We start from the raw sequence: 19,915 nt of genomic DNA, 5'->3' as shown, positions 1-19,915 counted from the left end.
ATTCTCCCCGGCTGGCCGCCGGCCCGCCCGGCCGCGTCCTGGCCCCCGTGCCGCGCAAGGCTACTCCACGCTGTGGGGGCTCGGTGAGCGCTACACCGCGAGCTTGAGCAGGGCGTACTCCATCGAGTCGGCGAGCGCGGCCCAGGAGGCCTCGATGATGTTCGGCGAGCAGCCGACCGTGCTCCAGCGCCGCCCGTCCCGGATGTCGCCGGACTCGATGAGCACCCGGGTCACCGCGTGGGTGCCGGCCGCCTCGTCGAGGATGCGCACCTTGTAGTCGTGGAGGCGGACGTGGGCGATCTGCGGGAAGCTGGGCACCAGGGCCTTGCGCAGCGCCAGGTCGAGGGCGTTCACGGGGCCGTTGCCCTCGGCGGCGGTGTGGTGCACCTCGTCGCCGATGCGGACCTTGATGGTGCCCTCGCTGATCACCGCCCCGTTGCCGTGGCGGCGCTCGGTCAGGGCGATGAAGTCGAGGAGGGTGAAGGGCGCGGCGTAGCCCTCGCGCATCCGCCGGATCACCATCTCGAAGGACGCGTCGGCGCCCTCGAACGAGTAGCCGTGGTGCTCCAGGTCCTTGAGCTGGCGGACCAGCCTCCTGGTCATGGGGTCGTCGCGATCGACATCGACGCCGAACTCGCGCGCCTTGTACAGGACGTTGCCGCGGCCGCCGAGGTCGCTGACCAGAACCCGGGCGTGATTGCCCACCAGGCTCGGGTCGATGTGCTGGTAGGCGTCCTGGTTGCGCATCACCGCGGCCACGTGCTGCCCGCCCTTGTGGGCGAAGGCGCCCTCGCCCACGAACGGCTGCTGCGGCGAGGGGGTGCGGTTCGAGATCTCGGCGACGAACTGCGAGGTCTCGGTGAGGTGGCGCAGCCCGTCGTCGCTCATCGTGTCCATCGCCAGCTTGATGCGGAGGTTGGGCACCACGCTGCACAGGTTGGCGTTGCCGCAGCGCTCGCCGATGCCGTTGATCGTGCCCTGCACCATGTCGGCGCCGGCCTCGACCGCCGCCAGGGTGTTGGCCACGGCGAGGTCGCAGTCGTTGTGGCAGTGGATGCCGACCCGGACGCCACCGCCGCCCTCGCCCAGGTCGCCGAGCCGCTCGAGCAGGGCGTCGACGCCGCGCACCACCTCGTGGGGCATCCGCCCCCCGTTGGTGTCGCAGGCGACGACCCAGCTCGCCCCCGCATCGGCGGCGGCGGCGCAGGTGGCGAGCGCGTAGGCGCCGTCGGCGTCGAAGCCGTCGAAGAAGTGCTCGGCGTCGAAGACCACCTCGCGCCCGTGCTCGCGGAGGAACCGGACCGAGTCGCGGATCATCGCCAGGTTCTCGTCGCGGCTGCAGCGCAGCACCTCGCGCACCTGCCAGGCGCTCGACTTGCCCACCAGGGTGCACACCGGGGCGCCGCTGGCGAGCAGCTCGCGGAGGTTCTCGTCCTCGGCGGCGGCGATGTGGGCCCGGCGGGTGGCGCCGAAGGCGGCCAGCCGGGCCCGCTGCAGCGGCGCCTCGCGGAGCGCGGCGAAGAGCTCGGTGTCCTTGGGGTTGCTCCCCGGCCAGCCGCCCTCGACGACGTCGACCCCGAGGGCGTCGAGGCGCCGGGCGATCTTCAGCTTGTCGGAGGCGCTGAAGGCGATGCCCGGGCCCTGGGCGCCGTCACGGAGGGTGGTGTCGTAGACCACCACCCGGCGACGCGGATCTCCCTTCCCGTTGCCGTTCATCGGTGCGCGGGGTAGGGCAGCAGGTCCAGGACCCGTTCGGTCATCTCCGCGGTGCCCAGGGCGCGGTCGTCGTCGGCGCCGAGGTCGCGGGTGCGCGCCCCCAGGCCGATGGCCTGGTCGACGGCGTGCTCCACCGCCTCGGCGGCCTCGGACTCGCCGAGCGAGACCCGCAGCATCAGGGCGGCGCTGAGGATCGCCGCGAGCGGGTTCACCACCCCCCTGCCGGCGATGTCCGGGGCGCTGCCGTGCACCGGCTCGTAGAGCCCGAAGCGCCGGCCGCCGCCGCCCGCCTCGCCCTCGCCCAGCGACGCCGACGGCAGCATCCCCATCGACCCGGCGATCATCGCCGCCTCGTCGCTGAGGATGTCGCCGAAGAGGTTCTCGGTGAGCAGCACGTCGAACTGGCGGGGGTCGCGCACCAGCTGCATCGCCGCGGTGTCGACCAGCTGGTGGGTGAGCACCACGTCCGGGTAGTCGCGGCCGATCTCGGTGACCACCTCGCGCCAGAGCCGGCTGGTGGCGAGCACGTTCTGCTTGTCGACGCTGCAGACCCGCCGGCGGCGGCCGCGGGCGAGCTCGAAGGCGACCCGGGCGACCCGCTCGACCTCGGCCTCGGTGTAGACGCAGGTGTCGACCGCGCGGCGGTCGGGGGGCTCGCCCTCGCGACCCTGCGGCTGCCCGAAGTAGAGGCCGCCGGTGAGCTCGCGGACGGTGATGAAGTCGGTGCCGAGGATGACCTCCTCGCGCAGCGTCGAGAACTGCGCGAGGGCGTCGTAGACCCGCACCGGGCGGAGGTTGGCGTAGAGGCCGAGGCCCTTGCGCAGTCCCAGCAGGCCCTGCTCGGGACGCACCGCGGCCCGGGGGTCGTCCCAGCGCGGGCCGCCCACGGCGCCGAGCAGCACCGCGTCGGCGGCGCGGCAGGCCTCGAGCACCCCGTCGGGGAGGGCGGTGCCGGTGGCGTCGATGGCGGCGCCGCCGATCAGCGCCTCGGTGGTCTCGACCCGGAATCCGTAGCGGAGCCCCGCCTCCTCGAGCACGGTGAGCGCCGCGGCGGTCACCTCGGGGCCGACGCCGTCGCCGCCGAGGACGGCGACGCGGTGGACCGCGCCGGCCTCGGTGTCCTCGCCGCTCACACGCCGGACCCCGCCGGGAGCGACACCGCCGGGCGCTCCGCGGCCACCTTGTTCAGCGCGCTGCAGTAGGCCTTGGCGCTGGCGACGATGATGTCGGTGTCGGCGCCGTGGCCGCTGAAGATGCGGTCCTGGTGGCGGACGCGCACGCTGGCCTCGCCCATCGCGTCGAGGCCGCCGGTGACGGCGCGGACGGTGAAGTCGACAAGCTCGGTGGGCATGTCCACGAGCCGGGCGATGGCGTTGCAGACGGCGTCGACGGGACCGTCGCCGATGGCCGCGTCCTCGAGGATGCGGTCGGGCCGCTCGCTGTCGTGCAGCCGCACCGTCGCGCTCGGCCGTCCCGAGGTGCCGCACGAGACCTGCACCAGCTCGAGGTTGAACCGCTCGGGGACGGTGCGGGCCTCGTCGGCGACCAGCGCCTGGAGGTCGCGGTCGGTGACCTCCTTCTTCTTGTCGGCGAGCACGAGGAACGCCTCCCAGGCGCGGGCGAAGGCATCGTCGGCGAGCGCGTAGCCGAGCTCCTGGAGGCGGTGGCGGAAGGCGTGGCGGCCGCTGCGCGGCGACAGCACGATCCGGGTGTCGGCGACGCCGACGTCCTCGGGGCTCATGATCTCGTAGGTCAGCTTGTCCTTGAGCACGCCGTCCTGGTGGATGCCGCTGGCATGGGCGAAGGCGTTGGCGCCGACGATCGCCTTGTTGGCCTGGACGTGCATCCCGGTGCGCGCCTGGACCAGCTGGCTGGTGGGGGCGAGCAGCCGGGTGTTGACGCCGGTGTGCAGCCCGAGGAGCTTCTCGCGGGTCCGCAGGATCATCACCAGCTCCTCGAGCGAGGCGTTGCCCGCCCGCTCGCCGATGCCGTTGATGGTGCACTCGACCCGGCGGGCGCCGTTGTCGATGGCCGCGAGGCTGTTGGCCACCGCCAGGCCGAGGTCGTTGTGGCAGTGGACGCTCACGATGGCGTTGCCGACGTTGCGCACGTGGCGCATCAGGTCGCCGATCATCCCGCCGAACTCGTGAGGCAGGGTGTACCCGGTGGTGTCGGGGACGTTGATCACGGTGGCGCCGGCCTCGATCATCGCCTCCACGGTCTCGTAGAGGTAGGCGCGGTCGGCACGGCCGGCGTCCTCGGGCGAGTACTCGACGTGATCGCAGAACTGGCGCGCGTACTCGATCGCGGCGATGCCCTTCTCGAGCACCTGCTGGCGGGTGCCCAGCCCCTTCTTCTCGATGTGGATGTCGCTGACGCTGAGCACGATGTGGATCTGCTTGCGCGGCGCGTCCTTGATCGCCTCCCAGACCGCGTCGATGTCCTTGGGCACGGCGCGGGCGAGCGCGGTGATCACCGGCGCGCCGTCGAGGGTGCCGACCTCGCGGGCGATCCGCTGGCAGGCGGCGAAGTCGCCGGGGCTGCTGATCGGGAACCCGGCCTCGATCACGTCGACGCCGAGCCTCGCCAGCTGATGGGCGATCTCCACCTTCTCCTCAACGTTGAGCGCGAACCCTGGCGCCTGCTCACCGTCCCGGAGGGTGGTGTCGAAGATGTAGACGCGGTTGGGATCAGCGGGTGCCATCACGGATTCTCCATCGTGGGGTTGTGCATCTCGACGAGAGCGTCGAGGAGGGAGTGGTCCACTCGGCCGACCAGCTCGACCTCGCCCTGCGGCGGGGACGGCGGCGCGGTCTCGGAGGGCGGGGACGCCGGGGTGTGCTCGGCGAGCTCCTCGGGGGTCTCGATCGGGGCGTCGTAGCGCGGCGGCGCGGTGGGCGACATCGTCAGTCCCCCACCAGCACGCCGGCGGAGCGGCGCTTGCGCTCGGCGGCCTCGAGGTCGGGCTGGGCGGCGGCGTTGCGCGCCTGGTGCTTGCTGCTGAGCCGCAGGCCGTCGCGGCCGCGGGCCATCGCCACCGTGCCGCTGCGGGCGATCTCACGGATGCCGAAGGGGCGCACCAGCTCGAGGAAGGTGTCGACCTGGTCCTCGGAGCCGCTCATCTCGAGCACCATCGACTCGACGCCGACGTCGGCGATCTTGCCCTTGAAGATGTCGACGATCTGGAGCAGCTCGCTGCGATCGCCGCGCGAGGCGGCGACCTTGACCAGCACCAGCTCGCGGTCGACGATCGGGTCCTCGGTGATGTCGCTGATCTTCACCACCTCGATCAGCTTGTAGAGCTGCTTCACCGCCTGGTCGGCGGTGGCCCGGCCGACGTCGACGGCGATCGTCATCCGCGACACCGAGTCGTCGTCGGTCTCGCCCACGGTCAGCGAGGTGATGTTCATCCCCCGCCGGCGGATCATGCTCGAGACCTTGTTCAGGACGCCGGGATGGTTCTCGACGAGCAGCGAGAGCAGTCGGTGGCGCGAGCTCACATCCCCTCCTCCATGATCTCTTCCACGAAGTCGGGGAGGCCGGCGCCGAGGGGCACGATCGGCCGAACGTTCGCCTCGGGGTCGATGATGAACTCGGCCAGGCACGGGCCCTGGTGCGCCTGCATCTCGCGGAGGATGCGGGGCACCTCGTCGAGCCGGTCGGTGCGCCAGCCGGGGATGCCGTAGGCGTCGGCGAGCTTGACGAAGTCGGGGGCGCCGTGGAGGTCGATGGCGCTGCGCACGCCCTCGTAGTAGTCGTCCTGGAACTGGCGCACCATCCCCAGGCAGTAGTTGTTGAGGATGATGATCTTGACGTCCAGGTTCTCGTGGACCGCGGTGGCCAGCTCCTGCATCGTCATCACGAAGCCGCCCTCGCCGGCGATGCACCACACCGCCTTGTCGGGACGGGCCCGGCGCGCTCCCAGCGCCGCGGGGAACGAGAAGCCCATGGTGCCGGCGCCGCCGCTGTTGAGGTAGAGGCCGCTCTGGCGGTAGTCCCACCACAGCGCGCCCCAGATCTGGTTCTGGCCCACGTCAGCGACCACGATCGCATCGCTGTCGCAGAGCTTGTACATCTCCTTGAGCACGTCCTGCGGCTGCAGCACCCCGGTGGTGGTGCGGTAGCGGATCGGGTGCTCCTCCTTCCAGCGGTCGATCTGGGTGATCCAGGAGTCGAGCCGCTTGGGCTGCACCAGCTTGGCGATCTCGCCGAGCACGTGCTTGGCGTCGCCGACGATGGGCAGGGTGGGCCGCACGTTCTTGCCGATCTCGGCAGGATCGATGTCGATGTGGATGATGTTCTCGACCTGGGGCGCGAAGGAGTCCAGCTTGGTGGTGACCCGGTCGTCGGCGCGCATCCCCACCATGATCAGCAGGTCGCAGCCGAGCACCGCCTTGTTGGTGTAGCCGGCGCCCATGAAGCCGACCATGTGCAGGCTGAGCTCGTCGCCGACCGGATAGGTGCCGGTGCCGAGCAGGGTCCAGCCCACCGGCACGCAGGCCCGGCGGGAGACCTCGAGCAGCTCCTCCTCGGCCTGGCTGATGAGCACGCCACGGCCGGCGAGCAGGCACGGGCGCTTGGCCTCGTCGATCAGCTGCGCGGCGCGGCGGATCTGGAGCGGGTTGCCCTTGAGGGTGGGGTTGTAGGAGCGCAGCCGCACCGGCTCGGAGGGCCAGTGGAACGCGTGCCTCTGGTTCTGGATGTCCTTGGGGAGGTCGATCACCACCACCCCGGGGCGCCCGGTGGTGGCGATGTGGAAGGCCTCGCGCACGATCCGGGGGAGGCTCTCGATGTCCTGGACCAGGTAGGAGTGCTTGACGATCGACATGGTCACGCCGATGACGTCGGACTCCTGGAAGGCGTCGGTGCCGACGGCGACGGTGGCCACCTGGCCGGTGATCACCACCAGCGGGGTGGAGTCGTACTGCGCGGTGGCGATGCCGGTGACGCAGTTGAGCGCTCCGGGCCCGCTGGTGGCGAAGACGACGCCGGCGCTGCCCCGCTTGGCCCGGGCGTAGCCGTCGGCCATGTGGGTGGCGCCCTGCTCGTGACGGACGAGGATGTGGTGGAGGTCGGGGAACTTCGGCAGGTGCCGGTAGATCCAGAGGTTGGCTCCGCCGGGATAGCCGAAGATCGTGTCGACCCTCTCCCGCCGCAGGCACTCGAGGAGGATCTCGGCGCCGGTCACCACGTCCCCCTCGTTGATGACCACCGGCTCCACCGGCTCGAGCCCGTTCTGGGCCGTCGTGCTCGTCACCGACACCGTCATGCCTGTCCTCCTCCGCAACAAAAAATCCCTGCGTCCACAGCTTCTGCGCTGGGACGAGGGATTTCCCCCGCGGTACCACCCGGCTTGGCCGGCTCGCGTACCGCCTACCTCGACGGAGGGAGGGACAGTCAACGAGCGACCCACTCGTCGGCGTTGATATCGGACGCCACTCCGGCCCGGTCTACTGACCCCGTGGTGGGTAGGCCACGCGGGTGGTTCGACGCTCCCCGCACCGGGTCACGGCACGGGTCGGACGGCTCGGGGGCGAGTTCGGGATCGCGCTGGCGGCCGGCTCTCACCATCTCCGGCTCGCTGGTTCGCCTGTCGGACGAACCCTACTACTCCCCGTCGGAGCCATATTCAGTTGTAATTGTTCCCGAGACTACCAGTCCCCGGCCCCGCTCGCAACCGGCGCGACCCCGATGTCGCGATGGCGTGACCCGGTGTTACGAGGTGACCGCACCCTGCGAGGCGGAGCCCACCGTCGCCGCGTACTTCCCGAAGACGCCCCGAGCATAGCGCGGCGCGGGCGGCGCCCAGCCGGCGAGGCGCTCGGCGATCTCGTCGGCGGAGAGGGCGACGTCGAGGCGGCGGCCGTCGATGTCGACGGTGATCTCGTCACCCTCGCGCAGCGCCGCGATCGGGCCGCCGGCCGCCGCCTCGGGGGCGACGTGCCCGGCCATCAGCCCGTGGGTGGCGCCGCTGAAGCGCCCGTCGGTGAGCAGCGCCACCTCCGACCCCAGCCCCTGGCCGACGAGCGCCGCGGTGACGCCGAGCATCTCGCGCATCCCCGGCCCCCCGCGAGGGCCCTCGTAGCGGATCACCACCACGTCGCCGGGCTGGATCCGCCGCGCCGACACCGCCTCCATGGCGTCCTCCTCGCGGTCGAAGACCCGCGCGGGTCCGCGATGGAGGGTGCGCTCCTCGCCCGCCACCTTGACCACGCAGCCCTCGGGGGCGAGGTTGCCGCGGAGGATGACCAGTCCACCGGTGGCCTTGAGCGGCTGCTCCACCGAGGTCACCACCTCCTGGCCGGGGGTCTCCTCGGCGGCGGCGGCCTCGTCGGCGAGGCTGCGACCGGTCACCGTCGCGGCCGACCCGTCGAGCAGCCCGGCCTCGATCAGCCGGCGCGCCACCAGCTGCACCCCGCCGGCGCGGCCGAGGTCGACCGCGCTGAAGCGGCCACCGGGCTTGAGGTCGGCGATGATCGGGGTGCGGGCGCTGACCCGGTCGAAGTCGTCGATCTCCAGCGGGATGTCGAGCTCGTGGGCGATGGCGAGCAGGTGCAGCACGCCGTTGGTGGAGCCGCCGGTGGCGGCGACCCCGGCGATGCCGTTCTCGAGCGACGTGCGGGTGACCACGCCGCGGGCGCTCCTCCCGGCGTGGAGCATCTCCATCACCAGGCGGCCTGCGGCCTCACCCACCGCCGGCTTGGCGGGGTCGAGGGCGGCGACGCTCGCCGAGCCCATCGGCGAGAGGCCGATGAACTCCATCACCAGCGCCATCGTGTTGGCGGTGTACTGGCTGCCACAGGCACCGGCCCCGGGGCAGGCGACGTCCTCGAGCTCGCGCAGGTCGGCCTCGGTGATCTTCCCCGCCTCGAGCGCGCCGATGGCCTCGAAGACGTCCTTGACATCGACGTCGCGGCCGCGGAAGCGGCCCTGGGCGATCGAGCCGCCATAGAGCATCAGCCCGGGGACGTCCAGCCGCAGCAGCCCCATGGCGGCGCCGGGGATGGTCTTGTCGCAGCCGACCAGGCAGATCATCGCGTCGAAGAAGTGGCCGCGGCCGAGCAGCTCGACCGAGTCGGCGATGACCTCGCGGCTGACCAGCGAGGCCTTCATCCCCTCGGTGCCCATGGTCACGCCATCGCTCACCGCGATGGTGTTGAACTCCATCGGCGTGCCCCCGGCGGCGCGCACCCCGCGCTTGACGTGCTCGGCGAGGCGGCGCAGGTCGAGGTTGCAGGGCATGGTCTCGACCCAGGTGTTGGCGATGCCCACCAGGGGCTGGCGCAGCTCCGCGTCGCTGTAGCCGGTGCCCTTGAGCATCGCCCGTGCGGCGGCGCGGGCGGGACCGTCGAGGAGGACATGGCTGTGGTGACGGGGATCCATGATGGGCTCCGCTCTGGGATCGGGTGGGAGCCACCCACCATAGCGTCCCGTCCCGGAGCGACGTCGTCACCGGGAACGGCGCAGCCCGGGCAATGCTTCTGCCCGAGCTGCGCCGGGGGGTACCCGTCCAGGGTCAGAGCGCCAGCGTCACCGGGTCGGCCTTCGCGGACACGCCGTTGGTCACGTCGGTGAGGGTGACCGCCCTGACCGTCAGCGACGACGCCGGATCGCACCCCCTGGGCATGAGCGGCGGCGAGAACGCCATCTTGCTCAGCGACCCCGTGATGGTGCCGGCGACCATCGCCGTCTTGCTGTCGAACGGAGCGGCGAGGCGCTCGGAACGCACCACCTTCTCCGTCTCCCCCTCCTTGCCGGCACAGCTGAACGTCCAGGTGAGGACGGCGTTCACGGCGTAGGTCACCCTGCCCTTGGAGGTGGTGTCGGCTGTCAACCCGGTCTCGGTCCAGTCGACGGAGACCACCGGGCCTGCGGCGGCCTTGACGGTGAGCCCCTCGATCGCCGGCTTCCCGGTGTGGGCGAGGGCCCTGGTGCTCCCGAGACCGAGAACCCCGACCGCCACCACCACCACGCCGCCTCTGGCCATGACCACACGTCGTCGCATGCATGCACTCCGCCAATTCGCGGACGGGGCCGCCCCGGCGGCCCGCCCGCGCCCAGTCCAACCTGGCGGGTTGACACCCGCCAGCAGGTTGAGGATAGACGTGTCGTCAACAACCGTCAATATCTCGCCCGGCCGGCGCGGCCGGGCCGGTCGGCGCTCAGCCCGCCGCGGCGCCGGTCCGGGGCAGCGGCAGCCCGCGGGGGTCGAGCCGCATCGTGAAGCGGCGGCTGGAGGCGTCGGAGAGCAGCGCGGCCCCGGTCGCGGGCAGGGCGGTCCCGGAGATCTCGACCGCCCCGGTGTCGTCGACGGTGACCTCCCCGGGTCCCGCGGTGCCCTCGCCGCCGAGGAAGGTGCGGTAGGCGACCCGGCCGGCGCGGTCGAGCTTGAGCACGGCGACGTCGGTGGTGACCGGGCCGCCGGCGGCGGCCGGGGGCGACGGCGTGCCGGTCACCACGTAGGCGGCGCCGGCCTCGTCCACGGTGGAGACGAAGCTGTCGTCGAGGCCGCCGCCGATCGCCGGCGACCAGGTCACCACCGGGTCGATGACCAGCGGCCGGGCGCGGTCGTAGGCGCCGAGGGTGAGGTGCAGCTCGCCGTTGCGGCCGAGCACGTAGCCGCCGCCCACCGGCACCGGCGCCGGCGTCGACGGCGCGCCGCTGCGGCGGTGCCCCGCCGGCTGGGGCGGCGCCGGTCGGGCGGTGACGGCCGGGCGCGGCCGCGCCGGGGGTGTTGCCGGCGGAGCCTGGAACGCGACCGGCGGATGCTGCACCGCGGTGCCGCCGGGGAGGGCGAGCGCCACCTCGCCGGCGCTGCCGAGCGCCGGGGGCGCGCCGTCGACGCGGATCCGGATCTGCTGCGGGTCGGCGCCGGGGGCGACCACGAAGTCGTACTCGAGGCTGCCCTGGAGGCCGTGGTAGACGAGGTCGATGCCCGGGTAGACGCCGTGGTACTCGATCCGCGTGTAGTCGGGGACGGCGGCGCGCCAGTGGCTGGTGTCGCTGCCGAGGAAGGAGCCGGTGGTGCCCGCGGGCGCACCCAGCCGGACCGGGGCGCGGACGTCGGCGCCGATCAGCTCGATCCGCATCACCTCGAGGGCGGGGTCGGTCGCCGCCGCCGGCCGCGGTCCCGACCGGCCCCGGCGAGCCCCCGGGGTGAACGCCAGGGTGGCCCCGCGGGCGCCGACCAGGAAGGCGTAGCCGCTGCCCCGGGCGACGAAGCCGGCGTCGGGTCCGACCTGGCCGCGGTCGGCCTCGAAGGCGAGCGGGAGGGCGGCGTAGACGCGGCGGACCGCGGCGGTGTCGAGGCCGGCCGGGGCCGCCCGGGACGGTCCGGAGGCGGCGCCGAGCAGCATCTGACCGGGGACGGCGAGAACGGCGAACGCCGCCACGGCGACGATGCTCCAGGTCTCCCGCCTCATCGCCCATCCCTTCCGCGTGACCGGGGCCGCCGGATCCGACCGGGCGAGTCGGGCCCGGTGCGAAACCCCAGCGACGCTGTGACGTTCGACAGGGTGAGAGCAGGGTACGGCCGACGTCAACAACTGTCAATAATAGTTGCGAACCAGCCCAAACGCTCCAAGAGGGGCGTGCGGTGTGCGACGATTCGGTCTGGCGGGCATGGAGCAGGAGGTCAGTCGAGAGATGCCGATGACCATCGCCGAACCGGTTCGGACGGAGACACTGCGGGTTGCCCTTCCCCATGACCTCGCCGACTTCCTCCGAACCCTGGCCTCCGACCAGGGGTGCGGGGTGGGCGAGGTGATGGCGTCCCTGGTGGGCGACGAGGCCCGCCGCCGGGGTCGCCTGGGACACCAGCACCCCAAGAAGATGACCCCGGCGGTGCGCGCCGCCCTCTGCCGGCTGCTCCGCGAGGGCTACTCACGCACCGCGGCGGCGGAGCGCTGCGGGGTCTCCCGCCAGACCCTCTACTACTGGCTGCGCCACCACGACGACTTCGCCCACGCCCTCGAGGCCGCCGAGGCGGAGGAGGACCGGGTCGCCGCCGGCGCGATGCTGCGCCGCGCCCGCCGCACCACCAAGCCCCGCACCGCGGCCTGAGCCGCGGCGCCGGGCCGCCCCTCAGCCGCCGAGACCGGCGGTGGTGGGCAGCCGGCCCGGCCGCTGCGCCTCGAACCCGGCGATGGTGTCGGAGAGGCGCAGGCTGAGGGCGATGTCGTCGAGGCCGCCGATCATGCGCTCGCGGGCGTCCTCGTCGAGCTCGATCGGCAGCCGCTCGCCGTTGAACTCGACGTAGCCCTTCTCGAGGTCGGCGGTGGCCTCCAGCCCCGGCTCCTCGCGGGCCAGGTCCATCCAGCGGGTCACCACCTCCTCGGGGAGCTGGACCGGCAGCAGCCCGATCTTCAGCGCGTTGCTGCGGAAGATGTCGCTGAACGACGGGGCGATCACCACCCGCACCCCGTAGTCCTCGAGCGCCCAGGCGGCGTGCTCGCGCGACGAGCCGCAGCCGAAGTTGCGGCCGGCGAGCAGCACCGGGGCGTGCCTCCAGGGCTCGCGGTTGAGCTCGAACTCGGGGTTCTCGGTGACCCCGTCGCCCTGGTAGCGCCAGTCGTAGAAGAGGAAGGGGCCGTAGCCGCTGCGCTCGATCCGCTTCAGGAACTGCTTGGGGATGATCTGGTCGGTGTCGACGTTGGGACGGTCGAGCGGGGCGGCGACGCCGCGGACGCGGGTGAACGGCTGCACGGCTACGCGACCTCCGCGGGGCTGACCGGACCGAGCTCGCGGACGTCGGCGAGGTGCCCGGCGACGGCGGCGGCGGCGGCCATCTCCGGGCTGAGCAGGTGGGTGCGACCGCCCTTGCCCTGGCGACCCTCGAAGTTGCGGTTGGAGGTCGAGGCGCAGCGCTCGCCCTCGGCGAGCACGTCCGGGTTCATCCCCAGGCACATCGAGCAGCCCGGCTGGCGCCACTCGAAGCCGGCGTCGCGGAAGAGCTGGTCGAGCCCCTCGGCCTCGGCCTGCCGCTTCACCTTCATCGACCCGGGCACCACCATGGCGCGCACCGTGGACGCGACCCGGCGACCGCGCACCACCGCGGCGGCGGCGCGCAGGTCCTCGATGCGCCCGTTGGTGCAGGAGCCGATGAAGACCCGGTCGATGGCGATCTCCTGGAGGGGCGTCCCGGCCACCAGCCCCATGTACTCGAGCGAGCGGCGCACCGCGGCCCGGTCGCTGGGGTTCTCCCACTGGTCGGGGTCGGGGACGGCGCCGGAGATCGGCGCCACCTGCGCCGGGTTGGTGCCCCAGGTGGCGTGTGGCGCCACCGTCGCGGCGTCGATGCGGATGCTGCGGTCGAAGGCGGCGCCCTCGTCGCTGCGGAGCTCGCGCCAGGCGGCGACCGCCTCGTCCCAGGCGGCGCCCCGGGGCACCGCGGGCCGCTCGGCCAGGTAGGCCACGGTGGTGTCGTCGGGGGCGATCATCCCGGCCCGGGCACCGCCCTCGATCGACATGTTGCAGACCGTCATCCGCCCCTCCATGGAGAGGGCGCGGATCGCCTCGCCGGTGTACTCGATGACGTGGCCGACCGCGCCGTCGACTCCGATGGCGCCGATCACTCCGAGGATCAGGTCCTTGGCGGTCACCCCGAAGCCGCGCTCACCGTCGATCCGCACCTCCATGGTCTGGGGCCGGCGCTGGACCAGGGTCTGGGTGGCGAGCACGTGCTCGACCTCGCTGGTGCCGATCCCGAAGGCGAGGGCACCGAAGGCGCCGTGGGTGGCGGTGTGGGAGTCGCCGCAGACGATGGTCATGCCCGGCTGGGTGAGGCCGAGCTCGGGGCCGATGATGTGCACGATCCCCTGGCGCGGGTCGCCCATCCCGAAGCAGGGGATGCCGAACTCGCGGCAGTTGGCCAGCAGCGTGTCCATCTGGCGCTTCGCGGTGAGGTCCGCCACCGGAAGCGACGGGTCCGTGGTGGGGACGTTGTGGTCCATGGTCGCCACCGTCAGGTCGGGGCGCCGCACCCGCCGGCCGGCCATCCGCAGCGACTCGAAGGCCTGCGGGGAGGTGACCTCGTGGACGAGGTGGAGGTCGACGTAGAGGAGGGCGGTGCCCCGGTCCTCGTGAACCAGGTGGCGGCTCCAGATCCTGTCGAAGAGGGTGGTTGCCATGGGTGTTTCCTACTGGGCGTGCGGAGGCGTCATTCTACGGTCGAGGGCGGAATCCGCCCCGGTGGAGGCGGCAGCGACGAACGGCCGAGGAGGCTGCGGCGCCGGCTCCGGGCGGCGCTGACCCAGTTGCGCAGCTCGTCCACCTCGCGATCGAGGTCGGCGGCGCGCGCCTCGGCGCGGCTCCGGGCGGCGGCCTCGCCCTGGATGCGCTCGACCAGCGCCGCACGCTCCGCGGCGGCGGTGTCGCGCTCGGCGCCGAGCCGCTCCCGCTCGAGGAGGTGGCCCCGGCTCAGCTCGGCGCGGCGCTCCTCCGCCGCCTCGACGACGTCGGCGACCTCGCGCTCGTGGCGCTTGCGCTGCTCCTCCATCGCGGCCTCGAGGCCGTCGCGGAGGGTCGCGAGCATGATCCGCGCCTCGCGCTCCTCGGCGAGGGCGGTGGCGAGGGTGTCGCCGCGCACGTCGGCGGCCTCCAGCTCGGCGAGGCGGGCGCGGAGCTGGTCGAGCTCGCGCCGCTCGGCGCTCAGCTCCTCGGCGAGCAGGCCCACCCGGAGCTCGGCCTCGGCGGCGCGGGTCTCCGCGTCGGCGACCGGGTCGCGCTCCCCATCCCCGGTCTCGGGGACGCCGACGAGCTCGCGGGTCGGAAGCGCCGCGCCGGCGTCGTCGTCGAGCTCGCCGCGCAGCCGGGCCAGCTCGAGCCGCAGCCGCGCCACCGTGGCGGCGAGCCGGCGCTGCTCGGCATCGGCGGCGGGGGCGCGCTCCTCGACGATCGCAGGGCCCACCTCACGGCGGCCCAGGCGGCGCGGTCCCGGCGTGTTCATGAAAGGAGAATGTAGCGTCGCACGGGCGCCGGGGTCAGGCCGCCCTCAGCGAGAGGGGCGGGAGAGGGCGGGGAGCTCGCCGTAGTCGGCCGCCGGCGGGAAGTAGACCCACTGGGGCAGCCGGACCCGGAAGCTGCTGCCCCGACCCGGCTCGGACTCGAAGGTGATGCTGCCGCCGTGGAGGTCGACCAGGCCCTTGACGATGGACAGGCCGACGCCGGCGCCGGTGATGCCCCGGGTCTCGGGCGTGGCCACCCGGTAGAAGCGCTCGAACACCCGCGACTGCGAGTCGACGGGGATGCCGATGCCCTCGTCGTCGACGCCGACCTCGACCCTCCCGCCCTCGGCGGGGCGGGCCCACACCCGGACGCGTCCGCCCATGGGGCTGTACTTCACCGCGTTGCTGACCAGGTTGAACGCGATCTGGGTCAGCCGGTCGGCGTCGCCGCGCACCGACGGCAGGTCGGCGGGGACGTCGTTGACCAGCTGGTGGGTGCCCCGGGTCATCGGCGCGAAGGAGCGGAGCACCCGGTCGGCGAGCGGCCGCAGCCGGACCTCGCGGAGCTCGAGGTTGACGCTGCCGCGCTCCACCGCGTCCTCGGAGAGGATGCCGCAGACGTAGCGGCCCAGCCGCACCGCGTTGTCGTGGATCTCGGAGGCGAAGTCGCGCACCTCGTCGCCGTCGACGTCGCCGTCGCGGATCATCCGTGCGAAGCCCTGGATGCCCATCAGCGGGGTGCGCAGCTCGTGGGAGACGGTGCTCACCACCGAGCTGTACACCCGGTCGTGCCGCTCCAGCTGCTCGACCAGGCGACGCTCCTGGGCGTAGAGCTGGTTGAGCTCCTCGAGGCGCAGCCGCAGCGCCCGCTCCTGCTCGTGGAGCCGGGCGTTCTCGAGGGCCAGCGCGGCGCTGTTCGCGATCGTCGCCACCAGGGTCGTGTCGGTCTCGGCGAAGGGGGCCACCGGCTGCCGGCGGACCAGGCAGAGGGAGCCGAGCACGCGCTCGCCCACGGCCAGCGGGACGGCGAGCAGCGAGCGCGGGGTGCGCCCGTCGAAGGCCTCGAAGCGGCCGTCGCGCTCGGAGTCGCGCACCAGCGCCGGGGTGCGGTTGGCGACCACCCAGCCGACCACGCCCGACCCCACCGGGAACACCCGCGGGTCCTGGCCGTCGAGCTCGTAGCCGAGCGCGGCGCAGATCCGCAGGTGGCCGTCGCGGTCGAGGAGGAAGAGGCTGGCGGTGTCGAAGGGCAGCACCAGCACCATGGCGCGGAGGACGGCGTCCATGGTCGCGTCCATGTCGGGCGAGGCGCCGAGGACGCTGCTGACCCGATGGAGCAGCTCCAGATGATCGCTGTCGCTCTCGGCGCGTCGGGGCGGGAGGATGGCCATCTCGAGGGCATCGTATTCCCCCCCGCCGGGTGCCACGCCCGCCGTTACAGCGAAGGAGGAGGGCTGTCATCGTTCGTGTCGGGAGACAGGGCACGCCTGCCTCGCCGGTTAAGATCACCAGCGATGACCGCCTCGCGGGCCGACCTCGACCGTGCCCTGTGGGCGCTGCGTGGGTACAACATCGCCACCCTGGCGACGACGCTTCCGGGCGGGCCCCACGCCGCCGGGGTCTTCTTCGCCACCCTCCTCGACGGCGACCGCATCCGCCTGGTGCTCACCCTCTTCCGGGAGACCCGCCTCCACCGGGGGATCACCGCCGACCCCAGGGTCGCGTTCATGTGCTCGCCGGGCAACCCCTCGCGCTGGATCCAGGGCACCGGCCTGGCCCACGTGGTCGAGGATCCCGAGCGCCGCACCGAGCTGATCGACCGCATCGCCCTCCACGCCCCGGCGGCCAGGACCTTCGTCGAGGCGGCCGGCTCGGTGCCGGTGCTGCTCGACGTGGTCGAGCTCAAGATCGTCGAGGACCTCGCCTCCCCGGCGCTGCTCCTCCACCTGGGGCCACCCGCGGCCGCGGCCTGAGGGTCACCCCTCGCCACAGCCTCCGGTCAGCCGGCCGAGGTCCTCGAAGAAGCGCGGATAGGAGACGGCGACGCACTCGGCGCCGGCGATGGTGGTGACCCCGCCCTCGCCGGCGAGGCAGGCGGCGACCGCCCAGGCCATGGCGAGGCGGTGGTCGCCGTGGGCGTCGAGGGCGGCGGCGCGCAGCCGCACCGGGCCCTGGACGGCGAGTCCGTCGGGCGCCTCCTCGCACCCGGCGCCGAGGGCGCGCAGGCCGGCGGCGACCAGCGCGATGCGGTCGCTCTCCTTGGCGCGCAGCTCCGCCGCGTCGCGGATCACCGTGGTGCCCTCCGCCTGGGTGGCGAGCACCGCGAGCACCGGCAGCTCGTCGATGAGCCGGGGGACGAGGTCGCCGGCGATGGTCACCGCCCGCAGCGGCGCCCCGCGCACCTCGACGTCGCCCACCGGCTCGACCCCGCCGGCGTCGGGCCCGGGCTCGACGCCCACCTCCGCGCCCATCGCCCGCAGCACCTCGAGCACACCGGTGCGGCCGGGGTTGAGGGTGACCCCGGGACAGCGCACCCGCCAGCCGGGGCGGGCCGCCGCCAGCGCCAGCAGGAAGGCGGCGGAGCTGAGGTCGCCGGGCACGCGCAGGCCGAAGGGCTGGAGCGGTGCGGGGGTGACCGTCACCCGCCCGCCCTCGACCGCCACCGGCACCTCGCAGAGCCGGAGCAGCCGCTCGGTGTGGTCGCGGCTCGGCGCCGGCTCGACCACGGTGGTGGGCCCGTCGGCGGCGAGGCCGGCCAGCAGCACCGCCGACTTCAGCTGGGCGCTCGCCACCGGCAGCTCGTAGACGACCGGGCGCAGCGGGAAGCGACCGCGCACCCGCAGCGGGGCGGTGCCCCCGGCGGAGGGCTCGACCGCCGCGCCCATCAGCTCCAGGGGCACCGCCACCCGGCGCATCGGCCGCCGCCGCAGCGAGGCGTCGCCGTCGAGCACCGCCTCCAGGGGGTGCCCGGCGAGCAGCCCGCTGAGCAGCCGCATCGTGGTGCCGGAGTTGCCGCAGTCGAGGTCGGCCTCGGGGGTGCGGAGGGTGCGGCCCACCCCGGCGCCGTCGAGCACCCACTTCCCGTCGTCGAAGAGGCGCAGCCAGGCGCCGCAGGCGGCGAGGCAGCTCGCGGTGCTGGCCACGTCGGCCGCCGGGGAGAGGTTGCCGAGGAAGCTGCGGCCCGAGGCGACGGCCCCGAGCAGCAGGACCCGATGGCTGATCGACTTGTCGCCGGGCACGGTGATCTCGCCGCCGACGTGCCGGGCCGGCTCCAGGCGCACCACGGTCACCGGACCGGCCTGCCCGCGGCCGCCCGCCCGGCGAGCCATCCGGCGCGGAGCTCGCGAGCGGCGGCGAACCACTCCTGGCCGCCCTCGCCGCTCTCCAGCACCCCCCGGAGCGTTCCCAGCTCGGCGAGGAGCAGGTCGAGGACCCCGAGCATCGCCGCCGGGTTGGTGCGGGCGATCGCCGCGTACATCGCCGGGTCGCCGCCCGCCAGCCGGGCCATGTCGCGGAAGCCGCTCGCCGCCAGCCGCTGCGCCGCGGGCCACGCCGGGCCGGTGGCGGCGGCGTGGACCAGGGCGGCGCTGAGGGCGAGGGGCAGGTGGGAGATGGCGGCGACGGCGGCGTCGTGGGTGGCGGCGTCGAGCACCTCGAGGTGGGCGCCGAGCGCCTCCACGACCGCCAGCCAGGGGGCGAACCCGTCGAGGTCGGCCTCGCGGCGAGGGGTCACCACCCAGGTGCAGCCGGCGAAGAGCCCGGCCTCGGCGGCCTCGTAGCCGCTGCTCTCCCGCCCCGCCATGGGGTGGCCGCCGAGGAACCGGCCCTCGCCGAGAAGCGCCGCACCCCGCTCGCACACCCACGCCTTGGTGCTGCCGCAGTCGGTGACCAGGGCCTCCGGCGCGATGTCGGCGCAGCGTCGCAGCCAGCCGTCCATGGCGTCGACGGGGGTGCAGAGCACCACCACCTCGGCGCCGCCGAGCAGTTCGGCCCCGATGCCGGCGGCGTCGCAGAGGCCGTCGTCGAGGGCGCGGCGGGCGGTCTCGGCGCGCCGGGCCACGCCGATGCGGCGCACCCCGGGCAGCCGCTCGCGGAGCGCGGCGAGCAGCGAGCCGCCGATCAGCCCCAGCCCCACCACCGCGACGCTGCCCGGCGGCGGAGCCGCGTCCGCGGTCACCGTGGGGCCCTCCCCCACCGCCCGGGCCTACCCGGCAACGGCGGTGTCGGCGCCGGTCCGCACCGGCTCGGCGAGCCGCTTCCCCACCGCCGCCGCCACCCGGCGCAGCTGCGGCACCAGCGCGGCGAAGTTCTGCGGGGTGAGCGACTGGGGGCCGTCGGAGAGCGCCTCGTCGGGACGCGGGTGGACCTCGATCATCACCCCGTCGGCGCCGGCGGCGACCGCGGCGCGGGCGCAGGCGGCCACCATCGACCAGCGGCCGGTGCCGTGGGAGGGGTCGATGATCACCGGCAGGTGGCTGAGCTCCTCGAGCAGCGGCACGCAGGCGATGTCCAGGGTGTTGCGGGTCATGGTCTCGAAGGTGCGGATGCCCCGCTCGCAGAGGATGACGTTGTAGTTCCCCTGGGAGAGCACGTACTCGGCGCTGAGCAGCCACTCCTCGATGGTGTTGCTGAGGCCGCGCTTGAGCAGCACCGGGCGGGTGTGGCGGCCGACCTCGCGGAGCAGGTCGAAGTTCTGCATGTTGCGGGCGCCGATCTGGACGATGTCGGCGATCTCGGCGACCCACTCCACCTCGCTCGGGGTCATCACCTCGGTGACCACCGGCAGCCCGGTCTGGCGTCGCGCCTCGGCGAGGTGCTGCAGCCCGGCCCGTCCCAGGCCCTGGAAGGCGTAGGGGGAGGTCCGCGGTTTGAAGGCGCCGCCGCGGAGGATGTGGCCGCCGCCGTCGCGAACCGCGCGGGCGGTCTCCAGCAGCATCTCCTCGCTCTCGACGCTGCACGGGCCGGCCATGAGCACGACCTCGTCGCCGCCGATGGTGAGCCCGTTGGGCAGGGTGATCACGGTGTCGGCGCGGCGGAACTCGCGGCCGCTCAGCTTGTACGGCTTGGTGATGCGGACCACGTCCTCGACCGAGGGATCGTGGGTGAAGGCGTCCTTCACCGAGAACGGGTCGTGGCCGATCACGCCGATCACGGTGCGGTCCTCGCCCTCGCTGAGGTGGGTCTTGAGGCCCCGCGCCTCGACCTTTCCGCAGATGCGGTCGATGTCGGATCGGCTGGCGCCGGACTTCATGACG

At 73.5% G+C, this 19,915-nt stretch carries 18 protein-coding genes; 2 read left to right on the top strand and 16 right to left on the bottom strand.

The window, feature by feature from the left end:
* Window positions 1–90 precede the first annotated feature (90 nt).
* From cimA to VGL20_07125, 9 genes are all read right to left on the bottom strand, one after another.
* Entirely contained in the window at window positions 91–1,716 is a 1,626-nt protein-coding gene (cimA, locus tag VGL20_07165; protein ID HEY2703454.1) for a citramalate synthase, read from the bottom strand.
* Window positions 1,713–2,849 carry a 3-isopropylmalate dehydrogenase gene (leuB, locus tag VGL20_07160; GenBank protein ID HEY2703453.1) on the bottom strand — a complete coding sequence of 379 codons (1,137 nt, stop codon included), beginning with the start codon at window positions 2,847–2,849 and terminating at the stop codon, window positions 1,713–1,715. The genes cimA and leuB overlap by 4 nt, the downstream gene beginning before the upstream one ends.
* Window positions 2,846–4,420 (bottom strand): 2-isopropylmalate synthase, encoded by a 1,575-nt coding sequence (locus VGL20_07155; GenBank protein HEY2703452.1) that lies wholly within the window; start codon window positions 4,418–4,420, stop codon window positions 2,846–2,848. Before VGL20_07155 ends, leuB begins: the two co-directional genes overlap by 4 nt.
* Window positions 4,420–4,620, bottom strand: a complete 201-nt coding sequence (locus VGL20_07150) for a hypothetical protein (GenBank protein HEY2703451.1) — start codon at window positions 4,618–4,620, stop codon at window positions 4,420–4,422. Before VGL20_07150 ends, VGL20_07155 begins: the two co-directional genes overlap by 1 nt.
* Window positions 4,621–4,622: 2 nt before the next feature.
* Window positions 4,623–5,216 (bottom strand): acetolactate synthase small subunit, encoded by a 594-nt coding sequence (ilvN, locus tag VGL20_07145; protein ID HEY2703450.1) that lies wholly within the window; start codon window positions 5,214–5,216, stop codon window positions 4,623–4,625.
* Complete coding sequence (gene ilvB, locus VGL20_07140; GenBank protein HEY2703449.1) at window positions 5,213–6,985, bottom strand: biosynthetic-type acetolactate synthase large subunit; 1,773 nt, start codon at window positions 6,983–6,985, stop codon at window positions 5,213–5,215. The genes ilvN and ilvB overlap by 4 nt, the downstream gene beginning before the upstream one ends.
* Window positions 6,986–7,431: 446 nt before the next feature.
* Complete coding sequence (gene ilvD, locus VGL20_07135; protein HEY2703448.1) at window positions 7,432–9,099, bottom strand: dihydroxy-acid dehydratase; 1,668 nt, start codon at window positions 9,097–9,099, stop codon at window positions 7,432–7,434.
* Between the two features lie 133 nt (window positions 9,100–9,232).
* Window positions 9,233–9,703 (bottom strand): hypothetical protein, encoded by a 471-nt coding sequence (locus tag VGL20_07130; GenBank protein ID HEY2703447.1) that lies wholly within the window; start codon window positions 9,701–9,703, stop codon window positions 9,233–9,235.
* Window positions 9,704–9,878: 175 nt separating this feature from the next.
* On the bottom strand, window positions 9,879–11,138 hold the full coding sequence (locus tag VGL20_07125) for a hypothetical protein (GenBank protein HEY2703446.1): 1,260 nt from the start codon (window positions 11,136–11,138) through the stop codon (window positions 9,879–9,881).
* Between the two features lie 229 nt (window positions 11,139–11,367).
* On the opposite strand from VGL20_07125, the gene VGL20_07120 reads away from it, so the two are divergent.
* Window positions 11,368–11,778 (top strand): helix-turn-helix domain-containing protein, encoded by a 411-nt coding sequence (locus tag VGL20_07120; protein ID HEY2703445.1) that lies wholly within the window; start codon window positions 11,368–11,370, stop codon window positions 11,776–11,778.
* Between the two features lie 21 nt (window positions 11,779–11,799).
* On the opposite strand, the gene leuD is transcribed toward VGL20_07120, so the two are convergent.
* From leuD to VGL20_07100, 4 genes are read right to left on the bottom strand one after another with little or no spacing between them, the layout of a single operon-like run.
* Window positions 11,800–12,420 carry a 3-isopropylmalate dehydratase small subunit gene (leuD, locus tag VGL20_07115; protein HEY2703444.1) on the bottom strand — a complete coding sequence of 207 codons (621 nt, stop codon included), beginning with the start codon at window positions 12,418–12,420 and terminating at the stop codon, window positions 11,800–11,802.
* 2 nt (window positions 12,421–12,422) lie between these two features.
* Complete coding sequence (gene leuC, locus VGL20_07110) at window positions 12,423–13,844, bottom strand: 3-isopropylmalate dehydratase large subunit (protein ID HEY2703443.1); 1,422 nt, start codon at window positions 13,842–13,844, stop codon at window positions 12,423–12,425.
* 29 nt (window positions 13,845–13,873) lie between these two features.
* Window positions 13,874–14,662, bottom strand: coding sequence for a hypothetical protein (locus VGL20_07105; protein ID HEY2703442.1), 789 nt, complete (start codon window positions 14,660–14,662; stop codon window positions 13,874–13,876).
* Between the two features lie 45 nt (window positions 14,663–14,707).
* A complete protein-coding gene (locus tag VGL20_07100; GenBank protein ID HEY2703441.1) occupies window positions 14,708–16,051 on the bottom strand; it encodes a GAF domain-containing sensor histidine kinase in 1,344 nt (447 codons plus the stop codon).
* 123 nt (window positions 16,052–16,174) lie between these two features.
* Here VGL20_07100 and VGL20_07095 point away from each other — a divergent pair, with 123 nt between their 5' ends.
* Window positions 16,175–16,633: a hypothetical protein gene (locus VGL20_07095; GenBank protein ID HEY2703440.1), complete on the top strand. Its 459-nt coding sequence runs from the start codon at window positions 16,175–16,177 to the stop codon at window positions 16,631–16,633.
* A gap of 3 nt (window positions 16,634–16,636) precedes the next feature.
* Here VGL20_07095 and aroA read toward each other — a convergent pair whose 3' ends face one another.
* Genes aroA through aroF form a run of 3 tightly spaced genes read right to left on the bottom strand, consistent with a single transcriptional unit; the run spans window position 16,637 to window position 19,911 of the window.
* Window positions 16,637–17,950 carry a 3-phosphoshikimate 1-carboxyvinyltransferase gene (gene aroA, locus VGL20_07090; protein ID HEY2703439.1) on the bottom strand — a complete coding sequence of 438 codons (1,314 nt, stop codon included), beginning with the start codon at window positions 17,948–17,950 and terminating at the stop codon, window positions 16,637–16,639.
* Entirely contained in the window at window positions 17,947–18,837 is an 891-nt protein-coding gene (locus VGL20_07085) for a prephenate dehydrogenase/arogenate dehydrogenase family protein (GenBank protein HEY2703438.1), read from the bottom strand. The genes aroA and VGL20_07085 overlap by 4 nt, the downstream gene beginning before the upstream one ends.
* A gap of 27 nt (window positions 18,838–18,864) precedes the next feature.
* The gene (gene aroF / locus VGL20_07080; GenBank protein ID HEY2703437.1) at window positions 18,865–19,911 is read right to left on the bottom strand and encodes a 3-deoxy-7-phosphoheptulonate synthase; all 1,047 of its coding nucleotides are present in this window, start codon (window positions 19,909–19,911) and stop codon (window positions 18,865–18,867) included.
* Window positions 19,912–19,915 lie beyond the last annotated feature (4 nt).

The organism is Candidatus Dormiibacterota bacterium (assembly GCA_036495095.1).
In the GTDB taxonomy this organism is placed as follows: domain Bacteria; phylum Chloroflexota; class Dormibacteria; order Aeolococcales; family Aeolococcaceae; genus CF-96.
The sequence above is the reverse complement of the archived record's forward strand: the minus strand, read 5'-3'. Positions and strand labels throughout refer to the sequence as shown.

Excerpts from the sequence above, each read along its gene's own strand:
- cimA (HEY2703454.1), bottom strand. The coding sequence starts at position 1,716 with ATGAACGGCAACGGGAAGGGAGATCCGCGTCGCCGGGTGGTGGTCTAC.
- VGL20_07105 (HEY2703442.1), bottom strand. The coding sequence starts at position 14,662 with ATGAACACGCCGGGACCGCGCCGCCTGGGCCGCCGTGAGGTGGGCCCT.
- VGL20_07130 (HEY2703447.1), bottom strand. The coding sequence starts at position 9,703 with ATGGCCAGAGGCGGCGTGGTGGTGGTGGCGGTCGGGGTTCTCGGTCTC.
- VGL20_07095 (HEY2703440.1), top strand. The coding sequence starts at position 16,175 with ATGACCGCCTCGCGGGCCGACCTCGACCGTGCCCTGTGGGCGCTGCGT.
- VGL20_07125 (HEY2703446.1), bottom strand. The coding sequence starts at position 11,138 with ATGAGGCGGGAGACCTGGAGCATCGTCGCCGTGGCGGCGTTCGCCGTT.
- leuC (HEY2703443.1), bottom strand. The coding sequence starts at position 13,844 with ATGGCAACCACCCTCTTCGACAGGATCTGGAGCCGCCACCTGGTTCAC.
- ilvD (HEY2703448.1), bottom strand. The coding sequence starts at position 9,099 with ATGGATCCCCGTCACCACAGCCATGTCCTCCTCGACGGTCCCGCCCGC.
- VGL20_07150 (HEY2703451.1), bottom strand. The coding sequence starts at position 4,620 with ATGTCGCCCACCGCGCCGCCGCGCTACGACGCCCCGATCGAGACCCCC.
- aroF (HEY2703437.1), bottom strand. The coding sequence starts at position 19,911 with ATGAAGTCCGGCGCCAGCCGATCCGACATCGACCGCATCTGCGGAAAG.
- VGL20_07120 (HEY2703445.1), top strand. The coding sequence starts at position 11,368 with ATGACCATCGCCGAACCGGTTCGGACGGAGACACTGCGGGTTGCCCTT.
- VGL20_07100 (HEY2703441.1), bottom strand. The coding sequence starts at position 16,051 with ATGGCCATCCTCCCGCCCCGACGCGCCGAGAGCGACAGCGATCATCTG.
- ilvB (HEY2703449.1), bottom strand. The coding sequence starts at position 6,985 with ATGACGGTGTCGGTGACGAGCACGACGGCCCAGAACGGGCTCGAGCCG.
- VGL20_07155 (HEY2703452.1), bottom strand. The coding sequence starts at position 4,420 with ATGGCACCCGCTGATCCCAACCGCGTCTACATCTTCGACACCACCCTC.